Origin of the sequence: Ottowia caeni (genome assembly GCF_050821495.1) — a bacterium.
GTDB lineage: Bacteria > Pseudomonadota > Gammaproteobacteria > Burkholderiales > Burkholderiaceae_C > Ottowia > Ottowia caeni.
Map to the genome: position 1 here is coordinate 1,104,250 of NZ_CP151080.1, position 16,441 is coordinate 1,120,690.

Sequence of the window (16,441 nt, forward strand, 5' to 3'; positions counted from 1 at the left end):
TGTTTCATCGCCCGATGCGCTGCGCTCAAAGGATAATGGGGGACTATGGCAACACAGTCCCCTTTTTCCTTGCTTTCCGATGCACTCGGCAAGCTCACCGAGAAGTTGTCACCACCCGCATGGCTGGTCGACGAGATGCAGCACCGCGCGGTGTTGTTTCTTAATCACGTACTGATGCAGGAGCCCGAGGCTCAAGCTCGCCTGTTGCGCCAGAAAGGGCGCGTCGTGCGCCTGCAATGGCGCACGTTCATCATGCAGTTGGCGGCCACGCCTGCCGGCCTGGTCGAACTTGCCCCCGCAGCCAAGCCCGATCTGTTGCTCACCGTGACCGATACCTCTCCGCTAGACCTCGCCAAGGGCGCCCTTAGGGGCGACAGGCCGGCTGTGCGGATCGAGGGCGACGTGCAGTTCGCAGCCGAAGTCAACTGGCTGGTGGATCACGTGCGCTGGGATGCCGAAGAGGATTTGGCACGGCTGATCGGGGATGCGCCGGCACACACCGTGGCCAACGTAGCGCGCACCGTGGCTGATGGCCTGCGGCAGTTTGTGAGCAAAGCTGGCAAGCACGCACCGGGTGCTACCGCTGACAAGGCAGATTCATGAGGCGTTTTCTGCGGGCCGCCACCATTGCGTGGGTGGCGTTGCGCTATGGGTTGGACGAACTGGTGCTTACCAGTTTCCAGAAGCCCTGGTTGCGTTTGATTGCGCGCATAGCATCCATCGGGCGCGATCTTTCAGCGCCCCGTGGGCGTCGCTTGCGGGAAGCACTCGAAAGCCTTGGACCCATTTTCGTCAAGTTCGGGCAGGTGCTTTCAACGCGGCGCGATTTGCTGCCGCCCGACATCGCAGACGAGTTGGCCATGTTGCAGGACCGTGTCCCGCCATTCCCGGCCGAGGTGGCAGTAGCCACGATCGAGCGCGCTTTTCGCAAGCCCATCGACCAGATATTCACCAGCTTCGAACGCGAGCCGGTGGCCAGCGCCTCTATTGCCCAGGTGCATTTTGCGACCCTGATCGATGCCAACGGGCGTGAACGCGAGGTAGCCGTCAAGGTGTTGCGTCCGGGTATGCGCCGGGTCATTGAAAAGGATCTGGAACTGATCCGCATGATGGCCGGATGGATCGAAGGCCTTTCGGACGACGGCAAGCGCCTCAAGCCCCGCGAGGTAGTGGCGGAGTTTGACAAATACCTGCATGACGAACTGGATCTGGTGCGCGAAGCTGCCAGTGCGGCTCAACTGAGGCGCAACATGGCCGATGTCGGTCTGGTACTGATTCCAGAAATGTTCTGGGATCACTGTCGTTCGGATGTGATGGTCATGGAGCGCATGAAGGGCGTTCCCATCAGCCAGATCGAGCGGCTGCGCGAAGCGGGGGTAGACATTCCCAAGCTGGCGCGCGATGGCGTCACCATCTTCTTCACCCAGGTGTTCCGCGACGGATTTTTTCACGCCGACATGCACCCCGGCAACATCATGGTGAGTCTGGAGCCAGCCACCTTCGGTCGGTACATCTCGCTTGATTTTGGCATTGTCGGTACCCTGACGGAGTACGACAAGGAGTACCTGGCTCAGAACTTCACGGCCTTCTTCCGGCGTGATTACAAACGTGTGGCAGAGCTGCACATCGAGAGTGGGTGGGTGCCCTCCACCACGCGGGTTGATGAGCTGGAAGCGGCGATTCGTAGCGTGTGCGAACCCTACTTCGACCGTCCCCTCAAAGATATCTCCCTTGGTATGGTGCTGATGCGCCTTTTCCAGACCTCGAGGCGCTTCCAGGTGGTGATTCAGCCTCAGCTTGTGCTGCTGCAGAAAACCCTGCTGAACGTTGAAGGCCTTGGTCGGCAGCTCGATCCCGATCTGGATTTATGGCACACCGCCAAGCCGTTCCTGGAAAAGTGGATGCTGGATCAGATCGGCCCCAAGCGCATGTGGCGTGAGCTGAAGGATCAGGCTCCTTACTATGCCAAGATGCTGCCGGACATGCCACGCCTGCTCTACGGATACCTGTCGCGGCGCCCGCCTGATGACCTGCGCGGAGAAATGAGAGCCCTGGTTGCCGAGCAGCAGCGCACCAACCGGCTGCTGAAGGTGATCGCTGGCGCAGGCGTCACTTTGTTGATCGGGCTTGCGGCATTGGTGTTCATTACCCAGTTTTAACCAGGGTAAGCGCGATACCTCAGGCACCGCCGAACTCCAGCTCGGCACTGACCCTCAAGCACCACAGGTCTTCAACTGCTCCACCAGAAAATCCACCATTGCTCGCACTTTGGCCGGCGGATGCCGGTTAGATGGCCAGACGGCGAAAATGCCGCCCAGTTCATGCGCGGGGTGGTCCAGCGTCAAAGCGACCAGGGCGCCACTGGCCACCGATTCGTCCAGGATAAAGTTGGGCTCATATACCAAGCCTTGGCCGCCTAGTGCGGCCAGCAGCAGCGCTTCACCGCTGTTCGCGCGCAGATTGCCTCGAACGGACTGCCTCACGTCACCGTTTTCTCCGAACCGCCATTCGGTGGGCGTGTTGGTGTGCGACAAGGTGTAGCCTAGGCAGTTATGTTGGGCCAGGTCGGCGACGGTGCGGGGAATCCCGTGCTGATCCAGGTAGGCGGGTGCAGCACACAGCGACATATGGCAGGTGCCTAGCCGGCGAGCTTGCAGCGTATCGTCGTGCAACTGGCCGATGCGCACGGCAATATCCCAGCGCTCGTCCACCAGGTCGACGGCCGCGTCGTTCATGCCCAGATCCAGTGTGACGGCAGGGTGCGCTTCGCAGAACGCAGGCAGGAGCGGCGCAATATGGCGCTGACCGAAAGACAGCGGCATATTGAAGCGCAACAACCCGGTGGCACGCGTGCGTTGGGCGGTGGCTGCCGCGTCGGCCTCATCGACATCCGCCAGAATGCGCTGCGCCGCGTCCAGATAGGACTCGCCGGACTCTGTTAGCACCAGTTTGCGGGTGGTACGGTGCAGCAGTTTCACCCCCAGCCGCGCCTCAAGCGCGTCCACGTGCTTGGTCGCCATGGCAGGGGACATGTCAAGAATGCGCGCCGCCCCCGAGAGGGTGCCGGCCTGCGCCGCGAGTGTGAACACGCGCATACTAGTCAAACGATCCATCTGTCGGCCTTTTTTGTCGGAATTAGTCCCATTTAGTCCATTTTGCTTCAGCAGGGTTCTTCATTTTGGGGCGAACTCGATATCACTTCATACTCTGGGTTGAAACAGACTGCCGGTTCTGACTCTTTGAAAAACGGCGATCTAGGTTCAAACTTCAGCACATCATGAATACAACATCCGTTACATCTGCATCCGCTGTGCGGATGCCCGCATTTTCATTCCTCATGGCGCCGGCCCGTGTTTTTTTATGGACTGGAATCCCGCTGACGCCTGGGACAAGACGGCCAACTTCCTGCGCAGCATCCCCAGCAGCCTGCCGGCGGCGCCCAAGGCCATTGTGCTCGTCACAGCGCACTGGCTGACGCCCCAGGTCACGCTTTCGGGCGCAGATCAGCCGGGCATGCTGTTCGATTACTACGGCTTCCCACCCCACACTTATGAGCTACGCTATCCCGCCCCTGGTGCGCCGGCCTTGGCCGATCGTGTTCGCGGCCTTCTGGCCGAGGCAGGGATTGCAGCCAAGGTGGACACGGAGCGTGGCTATGACCACGGCACCTTCATTCCACTGAAAGTGGCTTTTCCGAAGGCTGAGGTGCCGGTGCTGCAAGTTTCGCTGCTTGGCAGCCTGGACGCTCAGGCGCACATCGATTACGGCCGTGCGCTGGCGCCGCTGCGCGACGAGGGCGTGTTGATCATCGGTAGCGGCATGAGTTATCACAACATGCGAGGCTACGGGGATCCACGCTCGACGCCGATCAGCGCCGAGTTCGATCGCTGGCTGACCGAAACGGTCGCTCTGCCTGCGTCGCAACGAAATCAGCGTCTGGCAAATTGGGACACCGCGAGCGGCTCTGCCGGGCGCCAGTCACACCCCGCAAGGGCTGAGGAGCACCTGCTGCCTTTGCACGTCGTGGCGGGAGCCGCCGGCGAGGGCGAGGGGCGCAAGGTGTTCTCCGATGAAGTCCTGCGCACCACGATTTCGGCCTTCCGGTTCGACTGATCACGCCCGATACAACTGAGCTGAGGGGTTGCGGATGAACGGCATGCAAACTCCCCTTGTGCTCAAGTTCGGTGATGCCGAAACGCGAGTGCAATCGTTGCCCAGGAGCAATGTGGCTGTTCAGCTTGACCTGGCCGTGGGCGTCGGAGCGTTGGCAGCCGACGTACTTCGACACACACCGCCGAGACCTCTGGAGATCGAGCGGGCCATCGAAATAGTGGAAGAAGCGATCATGCCCGTGCGCGCCCAGTTGCCCGAGGCTTTCCAACTCATCTGTGCCGATCCGCAGCTTCGCAGCCTGTCGGGCCAAGAGCATTCCGCTCAAGATGGAGACTCTGATGTCTCCAATGCGACAGCACGATGGCTCTCGATCGACGCCGTGGAGCATCTGTTCAATCGCCTGGTGGCGCGTGCAGAGGGCAGGCCCGCGTCTCAAGATACGCTGGCTGTAGACGGTGCCAGCGCTGCACGTTTGGTGTTGGTGCGCGAGATTCTGCACCATTGGCATCTGCAAGGTCTCTATCTAGCTGCCTGATGCGCAGTCCATACGGCATGGCGCGGATCGCACAATGTCCTCAGACCATGAGAATCTCTCCTGCGTTGCCCTAGAATCGCCGTTTTTCATGGGGATTCCCCTCACTGGGAGCGCTTGCCGTGCTGTTGACATTGGTCTTTGCCTACCTGTTGGTCACCATCGCCATCGGCCTTGTGGCCGCCAAACGTGTCAAGAACACGGCTGACTTCGCGGTCGCGGGGCGAAAATTGCCGCTCTTCATGATTGTGACGACCACGTTTGCCACGTGGTTTGGCTCCGAGACCGTGCTGGGCATTCCGGCCAAGTTTGTGGAAAATGGCTTGGGCGGAGTGGTTGAAGACCCATTCGGCGCTGGGTTCTGTTTGATCTTGGTGGGCATGTTCTTTGCAGCGCGACTGTACAAAATGAACTTGCTGACCATCAGCGACTACTACCGCGAGCGCTATGGCCGCACCATTGAAGTGATCTGTTCGCTCTTCATCATGGTGAGCTACCTGGGTTGGGTGTCCGCACAGGTGACCGCGCTCGGCCTGGTGTTCAACGTGCTCTCAGGGGGTGCCATCAGTGTGCCGCTGGGCATGGTGCTGGGGGTGGCGTCGATTTTGGCGTACACGCTGTTCGGCGGCATGTGGTCAGTAGCCGTGACCGACTTCATTCAGATGATCATCCTGGTGGTCGGCCTCCTGATACTTGCCGTGTATGCCGGTAACCAGGCAGGGGGTGCGGACAAAGTCATGGAGCTGGCTATCAGTCAGGACATGTTCAAGTTCTTCCCCGAGCCCACCTGGCACGAGATCATCTTTTTCATTGCAGCCGCGATCACCATGATGCTCGGATCCATTCCACAGCAAGACGTTTTCCAGCGCGTCATGTCGGCCAACTCTGAAAAAGCCGCCACGCGTGGCCCGATCATCGGGGGTGCTCTACATCATTTTTGCGTTCATCCCGATGTTCCTGGTGACCAGTGCGCTCATCATCATGCCGGAAAAGGCTACCCAGTTGCTTCAGGAAGACCCACAGAAGGTCCTGCCGCGGCTGGTCATAGAGCAGATGCCGTTCGCCATGCAGGTCATCTTCTTCGGAGCGTTGCTGTCGGCCATCAAGTCCACAGCCTCGGCCACCATGCTGGCCCCGAGCGTCACCTTCGTGGAGAACATCTGGCGCCAGTTCCGCCCGCGCGTGAGTGATCGCCAGGAACTGATGACCATGCGCATCACCGTGCTGGTGTTCAGCGTTTTTGTGCTTGCGTACTCGATCCGCATGGAGGGAACCTCCATCTACGAGATGGTTTCCGGTGCCTACCAGGTCACCTTGGTGGGGGCATTCGTGCCGCTGGTGTTCGGTCTTTACTGGAAGCGGGCGACTACGCAAGGCGCTATCTTCTCTATAGTGCTCGGCTGTCTGGCCTGGCTGCTCCTGCTGGCCACGCCAGCGGGCGAGGAGTTCCCGGCACAGCTGGCCGGTGTGCTGGCTGCAGTGGTGGGCATGGTCATTGGTTCACTCGGCCCTCAGGCGCTTCGCGATACCCGGGCATCCCACCACAAGCTGGCAGGGCTGGGCTGATGTCTTTTTTGTGCTGATTGTCGCCGTCCACATACCGGAGGCGATGGCATATTCCCTATGAGGCCCCGAAGGCGGGCTTCACTCGCCTTGGTGAAAGGTTCCAGCCATGTTCAGCGAAGCCGACGAATTTCAGGAAATCCGGGGCGCCATCCGTCAACTGTGTCGGCAATTTCCCGACGAGTACTTCCGCGAAGTCGACAGGAACGAAGCGTACCCTGAGGCCTTTGTTGACGCGCTCATGGAGGCTGGCTGGCTGGCGGCCATGATCCCTGAGGAATACGGTGGTACGGGCCTAGGCCTGACCGCCGCGACCGTGATCATGGAGGAAATCAACCGCAGCGGCGGCAATGCAGGTGCTGTGCACGGCCAGATGTACAACATGGGTACCTTGCTGCGCAGCGGCAGCAGGGCGCAGAAGGAAAAATATCTTCCTGCCATTGCGGCGGGCAAGCTGCGTATCCAGTCCATGGCAGTGACAGAGCCCACCACTGGATCAGACACAACCAAGCTCAAGACTACAGCTGTCAAGCGCGATGGCCGCTGGGTGGTAAATGGTCAGAAAGTCTGGATCTCGCGCGTGCAGCATTCAGACCTGATGATTCTGCTGGCCCGCACCACGCCACTGGCAGACGTGAAGAAAAAATCCGAAGGCATGTCGATCTTCATCGTAGAACTGGGCAAGGCGGTAGGAAAGGGGCTGGAGGTGCGTCACATTCCAAATTTGGTCAATCACGAGACAAATGAACTGTTTTTCGACAACCTCGAAATTCCGGAGGAAAACCTTATCGGCGAAGAAGGTAAGGGTTTCAAGTACATCCTCGAAGGCCTCAATGCCGAGAGAACGCTGATAGCCGCCGAGTGCATCGGCGATGGCTATTGGTTCATCGACCGCGCTAAAAAATACGCGAGTGAGCGCATCGTGTTCGATCGGCCTATTGGCCAGAATCAAGGTGTGCAGTTTCCCATTGCGGAAGCGTTCATTGAAATTGAAGCAGCCAACCTCATGCGCGTTGAGGCGGCCCGACGTTTCGATGCTCGCGAGGCTTGCGGCGCCCAAGCCAATATGGCGAAATACTTGGCTGCCAAGGCAAGCTGGGAGGCGGCCAATGTTTGCCTGCAAACCCATGGAGGGTTCGGTTTCGCCAAGGAATACGATGTGGAGCGCAAGTTCCGTGAAACCAGGCTATACCAAGTAGCCCCGATCTCGACCAACATGATCTTTGCCTACGTGGCTGAGCATGTGTTGGGGTTACCTCGATCGTATTAGATGAAACACCCCCTGAGGCGCTTACGCGCCTTCCCCCTCTCTATTCTGGAGGGGGACAACGCCACTGGCCGGCGCAGGTCCGGCCACGGCGTTCCGCGACTTGGCCTGCTCCGCGGCCCTTTGGGCGCTTGCGCGCTTTCGTCTTTGCCTGCCGCCCCTCTGTACGTGCCGAGAAGCGCTCCCAAATTCCCCTCCAGTGGAGGGGTGCCCGAAGGGCGGGGTGGTCACAGCGGTTAAAGATCCACGGTGCTCTCCCGAGTCATAGACCTCAAGTCCCCTTAGGCCGAGCGAAGCAAAGGCCCTAGTCAGGTTCCCAAGCCCCTCTGGATGTGCCGAGGAACGGAGCGCGAGGGGAGGGCAAGGGCACTGCCAAGATGCCCTTGCTTCGTGAACTAGCTCGCTACAGTTGTTTGAACGTAGAGAACGCAGTGAACGAAGTGAGTTCCGGAGCGCCACCCCTTGACCGAGCACCGCAGGTTGCCCGGAGCGAAGCGCAGGGACGCGGCCAGTGGGGACCGCCTTTTTTTGGTTACTTATTTTGGCGGAGCAAAAAAAGTAACTGCGCTGCCGGGAGCACATCCCGGCATACAGCCTCAACATAGAGAAAGAAAACCATGAAAGCTCGCGCTCTATGTGAACCCAGTGAACCCAGTGAAACCATTCAATCGCCCTCAGGATCCGCCTGCACGGAGGCCGGCGATTCGAAGGTCACGACAGAGAAAAAATCGAGATACAAACGGACTTCAAACCGTTTTGCCGTCTAGTGACGGCGCATTGCCAGATAGAAAGGTTCAACCCATGTCCAGGCCACTAGACGGTATCAAGGTCATCACACTGGAGCACGCCATTGCCGCGCCCTTTTGCACTCGCCAACTGGCGGATCTGGGCGCGCGGGTCATCAAGATCGAGCGTCCCGGGGTGGGTGACTTCGCTCGTGCCTACGATGAGCGTGTGCGGGGGATGTCTTCGCACTTCGTCTGGACCAATCGCTCAAAGGAAAGTCTGACCCTGGATGTGAAGCAAGCCTCGGCGCAGATCGTGTTGGCGCGTCTGCTCGAAGACGCCGATGTGCTGGTGCAGAACCTGGCGCCGGGTGCCGCAGCGCGCCTGGGGCTCTCCTTTGAGGAATTGCACCCTAAACACCCCAAGCTGATCGTTTGCGACATTTCAGGCTATGGCGCCAGCGGCCCATATCGGGACAAGAAAGCCTACGACCTGATGATTCAAAGCGAGTCCGGCTTCCTGTCGGTCACTGGATCCGCAGACGAGCCCGCCAAGGCAGGCTGTTCCATCGCAGATATTTCTGCGGGGATGTACGCTTTCTCGAGCATTCTTGCCGCACTGATCCAGCGGCAGCAGACTGGAGCGGGAAGCAGGATCGATGTGTCCATGCTGGAGAGCATGGTCGAATGGATGGGCTTTCCGATGTATTACGCCTTTGAAGGGGCAGCGCCGCCTCCCCGGGCAGGGGCTGCCCATGCCACCATCTATCCCTATGGACCTTTTCCCACCGGAGACGGAAAGTCGGTCATGCTTGGGGTGCAGAACGAGCGTGAGTGGGGTGCTTTTTGTAGGGTGGTGTTGCAGGCACCTGACTTGGCAACGGATGATCGATTTCTAGCCAACTCCAAGCGTACCGCTCATCGCGAAGAACTGCGCTCGCTTATCGTCGAGGTGTTTTCATTGCTCACACTCGAGCAGGTCAGGCAGCGGCTTGACGATGCCCAGATAGCCAACGCCAGTGTGAACAACATGGAAGATGTCTGGAACCATCCGCAGTTGAAGGCCAGAGGACGCTGGACCGAGGTGTCTACGCCCCACGGCGCTCTGGCTGCGCTCCTGCCTCCAGGGCTCAGCAACGCTTACATGCCTCGCATGGACAAGATTCCTGCGCTAGGCGAGCACACAGAATGCCTGCTGCGAGAACTGGGCATGTCTGACAATGAAATTGAATCCATGCGATTGGATGGCGCGATATAAGAATGCGCTCGCGTTCAGGTTGTGACAGGACCGCGCAGAGACTTTGAACAGGCGCATGAGAAGAAAAGCCTAAAGCCCAAAGCGGCATCCATCATCCCTGCCTTTGGAGCGGCTTCAGCCGCGATGGCAGCGTTCCGTGACTCATCGAGGCCGACCTTCGCGGCTGAAGCCGCTCCTGCGAGCGATACCTCACGTCGGGGGCGGGCGAATGGCATCGTTCGACGTTTCGTAGCGGTCACTGATTTAAATGAGTATTAAAGTATCATTACGCAACGGCGATCATGCTCAGGAGACTCTGCTCGGCTGTTCTTTTTTGTGTTTCGCAGCAAGTTGACTTGCGCACCCGTATTCCCCCTATGCTCAAAAGATTTCTTACCCCGCTGTACCTGAGCGTCCTCCATCTTCGTTCCAAATATGTCACGCGTTCCGCGTCAGGTCGCTCCGTCGCCGCATTGTTTTTTGCATGCGCTGTGCTGCTGACCGCAGGTGGGCCTGCGAGCGCTCAAAGTCACACTTCCGCAGGTGTTTCGTCGCTGCCTGTAGCCTCCATCGTAGGCGTGAGTGCTATGGCCAGTGCAGCCGCCAGCGTTGCCGTGGTAGTGCCTGCGGCATTGGCAGTGAGTGGAGCGATCCTCACCGTCAAGGCGGTCGAAGTGTCTGCTGGCACAGTGGTCTATGTGCTGGAGCGCGTCGGGGACGCTGCCTCCGTCGGTTTAGCTGTGGCATCGGGGGTGAGTCGCTCAGCCGCCTTGAGCGTGGGCGCCCCAGTACTTGTCTCGGTCATTGCCAGTGGCGCGATTCTGTCTGCGGCCGGGGAGGTCATCGCCTTTGTGCCGAACGCCAGCGGATGGGAACTTTTGAATTACGAAAAACTCACCTGATAGGGCCGTCATGAAGCGAGCTTTTTCATCATCGCGGATTCGCGAGCAGGAAGGTCAGCAAGTCAGGGTGGGCTGGTCCTTGGCCGGAAAAGCAGTGGTCACCGCCATGCTTTTCGCCTTGGGTGGTGGAGCCGCTCAAGCTGGCCGCCGTTGCGAGGCGCCACCGCCAAGCGTCCAATCCATTGAGCGTGGTCTGGTGTTGGCTCAGCGCACGGCTGACTCTCTTGAGCAAGCGTACAAAGAAGCAGGGACGCGCGTGGTTTTGCTGGCGCGCGCAGGGCAGGATCTGACCCGCTACCAACAATACTGGTCGCACGCTGCATGGGCCTATCGCTTGTCACAGGGCGGTTGGCGTGTGGTGCACAAGCTGAACGAATGCAAGTCTGACCAATCCATGCTGGTACGTCAGGGCCTGGGCGACTTCTTTCTCGATGATCTCTGGCGCTACGAAGCGGTCTGGCACACGGTGCCACCTGCCTGGCAGGGCAACCTGTGGAATTTGCTGCAAGATTCAGCACGTCTGAGAACGTTGCATGAACCACGCTACAGCATGGTCAGCTACGCGTGGGGGACCCGTTATCAGCAGTCCAACCAGTGGGCTCTGGAGACACTCGCACTGGCAGCGGAACCGGCCGTCCGCAGCAGGGAGCATGCACAAGCTTGGCTAAAGCTGAAGGACTACACGCCGTCGGTGCTGCAGATACGCGCGCTGACACGCCTAGGAGGCAGAATGGCTGCTGGCAATGTCGCCTTTGACGACCATCCGAATTCGCAGCGCTTTGCTGACAAGATCGAGACTGTCACCGCAGATTCAATCTTTGCGTGGCTCGAACATCTGGCTCCCGGCGGTGGTGGCAGGCTCTAGGTATGCGGCCGGCGGCAGCACGGCCTCGGGCGATCCGCACTGCCCCCGACTCGCGAGGGTTATGCAGGACACTGGGCAGTTCATGTATTTTGTTCCGATGCCTGGTTTGAAGGCATAGGTTGAAAAAATATCCTCAAGCCTATAATTGAGGGTTTTTCTTCTTCAAGCCTGTACAGGTTCAATCCGGGTTTAGTTGCCATGCCTATCTACGCGTATAAGTGCGCTTCCTGCGGTCACGCCAAAGATGTGCTGCAGAAGATGTCCGATGCTCCACTTACAGTCTGTCCGTCTTGCGGCGCTCCGGCGTTCAGCAAACAGGTGACCGCGGCCGGTTTTCAGCTCAAGGGCTCCGGCTGGTATGTAACCGATTTTCGGGGTGGCTCGCAGAGCGCACCGAGCACCGACTCATCAGCCAAGAGCTCTGAAAGTGGCTCCAGTGGAGCGGCTTCAGCTCCAGCACCCGCTGCGGCTCCCGCGCCGGCCTCGGCACCAGCGCCTGCACCAGCTTCCGCGCCTGCTGGCGGTGGCACATCCAGCACGCCATCTGCGGGCTAGGACTTCGCATACACCATGAGAACCCTCACGCGATGATGTCCCGCCTCCGGCAATACTTCATCACGGGCTTGCTCGTGTGGCTGCCCATGGGCGTCACCGTGTGGGTACTCCTGTGGCTGCTCGGCATTCTCGACGGCATTTTTCTTGGGGTGCTTTCGGCCGTCGAGGCCATGGTTCCCGGGCTGGCCATGGTGGCAGAGAGGCTGCGCCACATTCCAGGCCTAGGGGTCGTCCTGGTGGCGCTCGTCATCTTGGGGACAGGTCTCTTCGTCGCCAACATGTTCGGGCAGTGGTGGCTGCGCCAGTGGGACAAAATCATGACGCGCATTCCCGTGGTGCGCAGCATCTACAGCAGTGTCAAGCAGGTTTCCGACACACTTTTTTCGGGTTCCGGCCAAGCGTTCTCCAAGGCAGTACTGCTCCAGTACCCCCGTCATGGCGCCTGGACCATCGCATTCCTCACAGGTCGTCCTGGCGGCGAGGTGGCGCGGCACCTTGACGGTGACTACATCAGCGTCTACGTTCCCACCACGCCCAACCCAACCTCCGGTTTTTTCCTGATGGTTCCACGCGCTGACGTGGTCGAGCTGAAGATGAGCGTGGATGAGGCACTGAAATATGTAATTTCCATGGGCGTTGTGGCTCCACCCGTGTCTGCAGCCGTTCCCGGCTCGCCAGCGGAGGCCATTGCCCCACCGACGGAGCGCAGCAAGCTCCCCCTTGAAACATCGGCGGCCGATGGAGCCGCCAGATCAGATACCTGAAAGCGAAAAACCGTATGTCGATGCGTTCCCACTACTGCGGTCTAGTGACCGAAGAGCTGATCGGCCAAACCGTGAGCCTGTGCGGCTGGGTGAACCGGCGTCGCGACCATGGTGGCGTGATCTTCGTTGATCTGCGGGATCGCGAAGGCTACGTGCAGGTGGTTTGCGACCCTGACCGGCCCGACATGTTCAAAGTGGCCGAAGATCTGCGCAATGAATTTTGCGTGCGCGTGGTTGGCCTTGTGCGCGCTCGCCCAGAGGGCACCACAAACGACCAGCTCAAGAGCGGCAAAATCGAGGTGTTGTGCCACGAGCTTCAGGTGCTCAATCCTTCGGTTACGCCACCGTTCCAGCTGGATGACGACAACCTGAGCGAAACCACCCGCCTGACGCACCGCGTGCTGGATCTGCGCCGCCCCTACATGCAGCAGAACCTGATGTTGCGCTATCGGGTGGCCATGGAGGTGCGTAAGTTTCTTGATGCCAAAGGCTTCGTCGACATCGAGACCCCCATGCTCACCAAGAGCACACCCGAGGGTGCGCGTGATTACCTCGTTCCAAGCCGCGTTCACGACGGCATGTTCTTTGCGCTGCCGCAGTCGCCGCAATTGTTCAAGCAATTGCTGATGGTGGCAGGTTACGACCGCTACTATCAAATCACCAAGTGCTTCCGCGACGAAGACTTGCGCGCGGATCGTCAGCCCGAGTTCACGCAGATCGACATCGAGACCTCGTTCCTCGGCGAGCAGGAAATCCGCGACTTGTTCCAGGGCATGATCACCAGTGTCTTCAAGAACACCATGGACGTGGATCTGGGCGAGTTTCCCGTCATGCCGTATTCGGAGGCCATGCACCGCTTTGGCTCAGACAAGCCCGATCTGCGCGTGAAGCTCGAGTTCACCGAGCTGACCGACGTCATGGCTGATGTCGATTTCAAGGTCTTCAGCGCTCCCGCCACCAACCCTGGTGGCCGCGTCGTGGCTTTGCGAGTGCCCGGCGGCAGTGAGATGAGCCGTGGCGAGATCGACGGCTATACAGAATTCGTCAAGATCTACGGTGCCAAGGGGCTGGCCTGGATCAAGGTCAATGACGCGAGCAAGGGTCGCGAGGGCTTGCAGTCGCCCATCGTCAAGAACCTGCACGATGCGGCCATTGCAAAGATTCTGGAGCGCAGCGGCGCGCAGAATGGCGACATCCTGTTCTTCGGGGCTGACAAGGCAAAAGTGGTCAACGACGCCATTGGCGCGTTGCGCCTGAAAATTGGTCATGGCCCGTTTGCTCGCAAGACGGGCCTGTTCGAAGACCGCTGGGCGCCGCTCTGGGTGGTGGATTTCCCCATGTTCGAGCACGACGAAGAGGAAGACCGCTGGAACGCGGTGCACCACCCCTTCACTGCTCCGAAGGACGGCCACGAAGACTACATGGATTCCGACCCCGGCAAGTGCATTGCCAAGGCGTACGACATGGTGCTGAACGGTTGGGAGTTGGGCGGGGGTTCGGTGCGTATTCACCGCGCCGAAGTTCAAGCCAAGGTATTCGGCGCGCTGAAGATCAAACCCGAAGATGCTCAGCAGAAATTCGGTTTCCTGCTCGATGCCCTGCAATACGGCGCGCCCCCACATGGTGGTTTGGCGTTCGGGCTTGACCGCCTGGTCACCCTGATGACCAAGGCAGACTCCATCCGTGACGTGATTGCGTTTCCCAAGACCCAGCGTGCACAGTGCTTGCTCACGCAGGCGCCCAGCGCAGTCGATGAAAAGCAGCTTCGCGAACTGCACATCCGCCTGCGTAACGCCACGCCCGCAGCTTAAGAATTGTTCACGATCTCCTCGGCGAGATCGTGAACAAACTCTGACGGATGGACTTATCTGTGTCAGCCCATCCGGGCCAATTCGGCGGCCGCTTGCTTGGCCGCAGCGACCCAGCATGCCTGCCGGTTTTCCCCCAAAGCGGACCATGGGGGAAGCGGTAGGCCGTCCAAGGTGCTTCCGCCTGCGGCTTTGCAATACGCGGCATACATGGCTGCAGCGACTTTCTGATAGTTTCTCAAAGAATTTCCTTGCTTCTGACAGTAACCCGGCGTGAACTCAATTTGCGCGCGATGCGGCCGTTGCAAGCGCCATGTGGATGACACAACATTCACCGAACTTGCAATCCATTGGATCACCAGTTCTGCGGCGTTCCCGCCATTTCGCTTGGCGCCTGGAACAAAATTGTAGCAAATTGTTGCCAAAGAATGGACTGACGGGTCTCTATGGTAAGCACGTGCTGCCGGTGTTTTCCTACATCCATCGGCTCCTGCGCTCTGCTACGATAGATCGTTCATTCCTGTCTCCACTTTTAGAGAGAGCTTTTACTATGTCCGATATGCTCGATTCCGCCATCGAAACCAAGGAGCATCTGGTCGCGAACCTGCGCCGCGTCATCGCTGATGCCGAAGACTTGCTTTCCGCCACTGCTGGGCAGACCGATAGCAAGATGGCCGAGCTGCGTGCCAGGGCCAAGGACAACCTGCTGCTTGCCCGTGAAAAGCTGGCCGATGCTGAGGCCGCCATGCGCGCCCGCGCGCGTCAGGCGGCCACCGCCACGGATGATTACGTGCATGAAAATCCCTGGTCGTCCATTGGCGCGGCTGCTGCGCTGGGCATTCTGGTCGGGGTACTACTCGGCCGCCGCTGAAAGAGCGGGGTGACCTTGAACCGCCTTAGAGAAGACTGATCGGTATGGCTCGTACTTCCGCTTCCGATCAGCCAAGCAGTGCGTCGCGCGTGCGCGCGCTGATGGCGGACATACTCGAACTGGCGCAGGTTCGCTTCGAATTGTTCACCGTCGAAGCGCGTGAGGAAATGCTGCGCTTTAGCCAGATGGTGATGTTCGGGGCCTTCGCGATCACGTTGTTGAGCTTCGCCTTGATTTTTCTGGCTATCTTTCTTACGGTACTCTTCTGGGATACGCATCGTTTGCTGGCGTTGGGCGTTTTTACGGCCGTTTTTCTTTGTGGTGGGTTGGTTCTGTCTGCGTTGGCCTGGGCACGATTCAAGGAAGGCGCGCGCATGTTTTCCGGCACCCGTGGGGAGTTGCAACTCGATCAGGAGCGCCTTCGTTCATGAGCCAGAGATCCGAGCTTGCAGAGCGGCGAGCGCAACTCAGACTGCGTTCGGCGCAGTTGCGCGAGCAGGTGAGTCACCAGATGCACGTCACGCAACCCATTTTCAGGGCCGCCGATCGGGTGCGCGAAGGGGCTTCCTGGGTGAAGTCGAACCCGGCCATCATTCTTTTGGCGGGTGCGGCGGTGCTGGGGGCTGTGGCGGCACGGCCCAAGGCTGTTGTGGGGCTTGGCTTGCGCGCTTGGACGGGCTGGCAAATGTTTCAGCGTGTGCGCCCCATAGCCAACGCGTTTTTGCGCCAATTTCGGTAATTTGCCTTCCAGGATCATGACAACCGAGGCGCCCGCAGAGCAGCACGCCTACAAGGTTCCTCAATCGGTCCTGGTGGTCATATACACCCCGGCGCTCGACATTCTGTTGATTCGCCGTGCCGATACTGACGTTGAATTTTGGCAATCTGTCACAGGCAGCAAAGATACCGAAAGCGAATCTTTTACAGAAACCGCGGTACGCGAGGTCTTCGAGGAGACCGGCATAGATGCAAGCGGGCCTTCGTGCCAGCTCCAGGATTGGGAACTCCAGAACGTCTACGATATCTATCCACGTTGGCGACATCGTTACGCCCCCGGTGTGGTGCTTAACACAGAGCAGGTTTTCGGCCTGCAGGTCAGAGCTGATGTGACTATTCGGCTCAATCCGCGCGAGCACACTGATTTTCTCTGGTTGCCTTGGCCGGCAGCCGCCGACCGTTGTTTTTCCCCGTCCAATGCGGAAGCCTGTTTATTGCTCCCCAGATTTGTTCGTTAGGTGA

General features: G+C 59.3%; 16 protein-coding genes and 1 pseudogene. 16 read left to right on the forward strand and 1 reads right to left on the reverse strand.

Annotated elements, in window-relative coordinates:
- Window positions 1-45 precede the first annotated feature (45 nt).
- Both AAAK34_RS05310 and ubiB read left to right on the forward strand, forming a co-directional pair.
- Window positions 46-603, forward strand: coding sequence for a hypothetical protein (locus tag AAAK34_RS05310; protein WP_231693725.1), 558 nt, complete (start codon window positions 46-48; stop codon window positions 601-603).
- Window positions 600-2,159: a ubiquinone biosynthesis regulatory protein kinase UbiB gene (gene ubiB, locus AAAK34_RS05315; protein ID WP_231693724.1), complete on the forward strand. Its 1,560-nt coding sequence runs from the start codon at window positions 600-602 to the stop codon at window positions 2,157-2,159. Before AAAK34_RS05310 ends, ubiB begins: the two co-directional genes overlap by 4 nt.
- 54 nt (window positions 2,160-2,213) lie before the next feature.
- On the opposite strand, the gene AAAK34_RS05320 is transcribed toward ubiB, so the two are convergent.
- Window positions 2,214-3,113, reverse strand: coding sequence for a LysR family transcriptional regulator (locus tag AAAK34_RS05320; RefSeq protein ID WP_231693723.1), 900 nt, complete (start codon window positions 3,111-3,113; stop codon window positions 2,214-2,216).
- Window positions 3,114-3,360: 247 nt separating this feature from the next.
- Between AAAK34_RS05320 and AAAK34_RS05325 the strand changes: the two genes are divergently transcribed.
- The 14 genes and pseudogenes from AAAK34_RS05325 to nudB all read left to right on the forward strand — a co-directional run bounded on the left by AAAK34_RS05325 (window position 3,361) and on the right by nudB (window position 16,437).
- Complete coding sequence (locus tag AAAK34_RS05325; protein WP_231693722.1) at window positions 3,361-4,113, forward strand: DODA-type extradiol aromatic ring-opening family dioxygenase; 753 nt, start codon at window positions 3,361-3,363, stop codon at window positions 4,111-4,113.
- Window positions 4,114-4,156: 43 nt separating this feature from the next.
- Window positions 4,157-4,648, forward strand: a complete 492-nt coding sequence (locus tag AAAK34_RS05330) for a hypothetical protein (RefSeq protein WP_231693721.1) — start codon at window positions 4,157-4,159, stop codon at window positions 4,646-4,648.
- 119 nt (window positions 4,649-4,767) lie between these two features.
- Window positions 4,768-6,211 (forward strand): annotated as a pseudogene (locus AAAK34_RS05335) (sodium:solute symporter family protein).
- Between the two features lie 106 nt (window positions 6,212-6,317).
- The gene (locus AAAK34_RS05340) at window positions 6,318-7,478 is read left to right on the forward strand and encodes an acyl-CoA dehydrogenase family protein (protein WP_231693719.1); all 1,161 of its coding nucleotides are present in this window, start codon (window positions 6,318-6,320) and stop codon (window positions 7,476-7,478) included.
- Between the two features lie 798 nt (window positions 7,479-8,276).
- Entirely contained in the window at window positions 8,277-9,458 is a 1,182-nt protein-coding gene (locus AAAK34_RS05345; protein ID WP_231693819.1) for a CaiB/BaiF CoA transferase family protein, read from the forward strand.
- A gap of 356 nt (window positions 9,459-9,814) precedes the next feature.
- Window positions 9,815-10,339, forward strand: coding sequence for a hypothetical protein (locus tag AAAK34_RS05350; protein ID WP_431777819.1), 525 nt, complete (start codon window positions 9,815-9,817; stop codon window positions 10,337-10,339).
- Between the two features lie 106 nt (window positions 10,340-10,445).
- Window positions 10,446-11,204: a DUF2145 domain-containing protein gene (locus tag AAAK34_RS05355; RefSeq protein WP_231693818.1), complete on the forward strand. Its 759-nt coding sequence runs from the start codon at window positions 10,446-10,448 to the stop codon at window positions 11,202-11,204.
- 198 nt (window positions 11,205-11,402) lie between these two features.
- Window positions 11,403-11,759 (forward strand): FmdB family zinc ribbon protein, encoded by a 357-nt coding sequence (locus AAAK34_RS05360; RefSeq protein WP_231693717.1) that lies wholly within the window; start codon window positions 11,403-11,405, stop codon window positions 11,757-11,759.
- 35 nt (window positions 11,760-11,794) lie between these two features.
- Entirely contained in the window at window positions 11,795-12,523 is a 729-nt protein-coding gene (locus AAAK34_RS05365) for a DUF502 domain-containing protein (RefSeq protein ID WP_231693817.1), read from the forward strand.
- 14 nt (window positions 12,524-12,537) lie between these two features.
- Window positions 12,538-14,334: an aspartate--tRNA ligase gene (gene aspS / locus AAAK34_RS05370; protein ID WP_231693716.1), complete on the forward strand. Its 1,797-nt coding sequence runs from the start codon at window positions 12,538-12,540 to the stop codon at window positions 14,332-14,334.
- Window positions 14,335-14,881: 547 nt separating this feature from the next.
- Window positions 14,882-15,202, forward strand: a complete 321-nt coding sequence (locus tag AAAK34_RS05375) for a DUF883 family protein (protein WP_231693715.1) — start codon at window positions 14,882-14,884, stop codon at window positions 15,200-15,202.
- Between the two features lie 44 nt (window positions 15,203-15,246).
- The gene (locus AAAK34_RS05380) at window positions 15,247-15,633 is read left to right on the forward strand and encodes a phage holin family protein (protein ID WP_231693714.1); all 387 of its coding nucleotides are present in this window, start codon (window positions 15,247-15,249) and stop codon (window positions 15,631-15,633) included.
- Window positions 15,630-15,941 carry a YqjK family protein gene (locus tag AAAK34_RS05385; RefSeq protein ID WP_231693713.1) on the forward strand — a complete coding sequence of 104 codons (312 nt, stop codon included), beginning with the start codon at window positions 15,630-15,632 and terminating at the stop codon, window positions 15,939-15,941. The genes AAAK34_RS05380 and AAAK34_RS05385 overlap by 4 nt, the downstream gene beginning before the upstream one ends.
- 16 nt (window positions 15,942-15,957) lie before the next feature.
- Window positions 15,958-16,437 carry a dihydroneopterin triphosphate diphosphatase gene (gene nudB, locus AAAK34_RS05390; RefSeq protein WP_231693712.1) on the forward strand — a complete coding sequence of 160 codons (480 nt, stop codon included), beginning with the start codon at window positions 15,958-15,960 and terminating at the stop codon, window positions 16,435-16,437.
- Window positions 16,438-16,441: the final 4 nt, after the last annotated feature.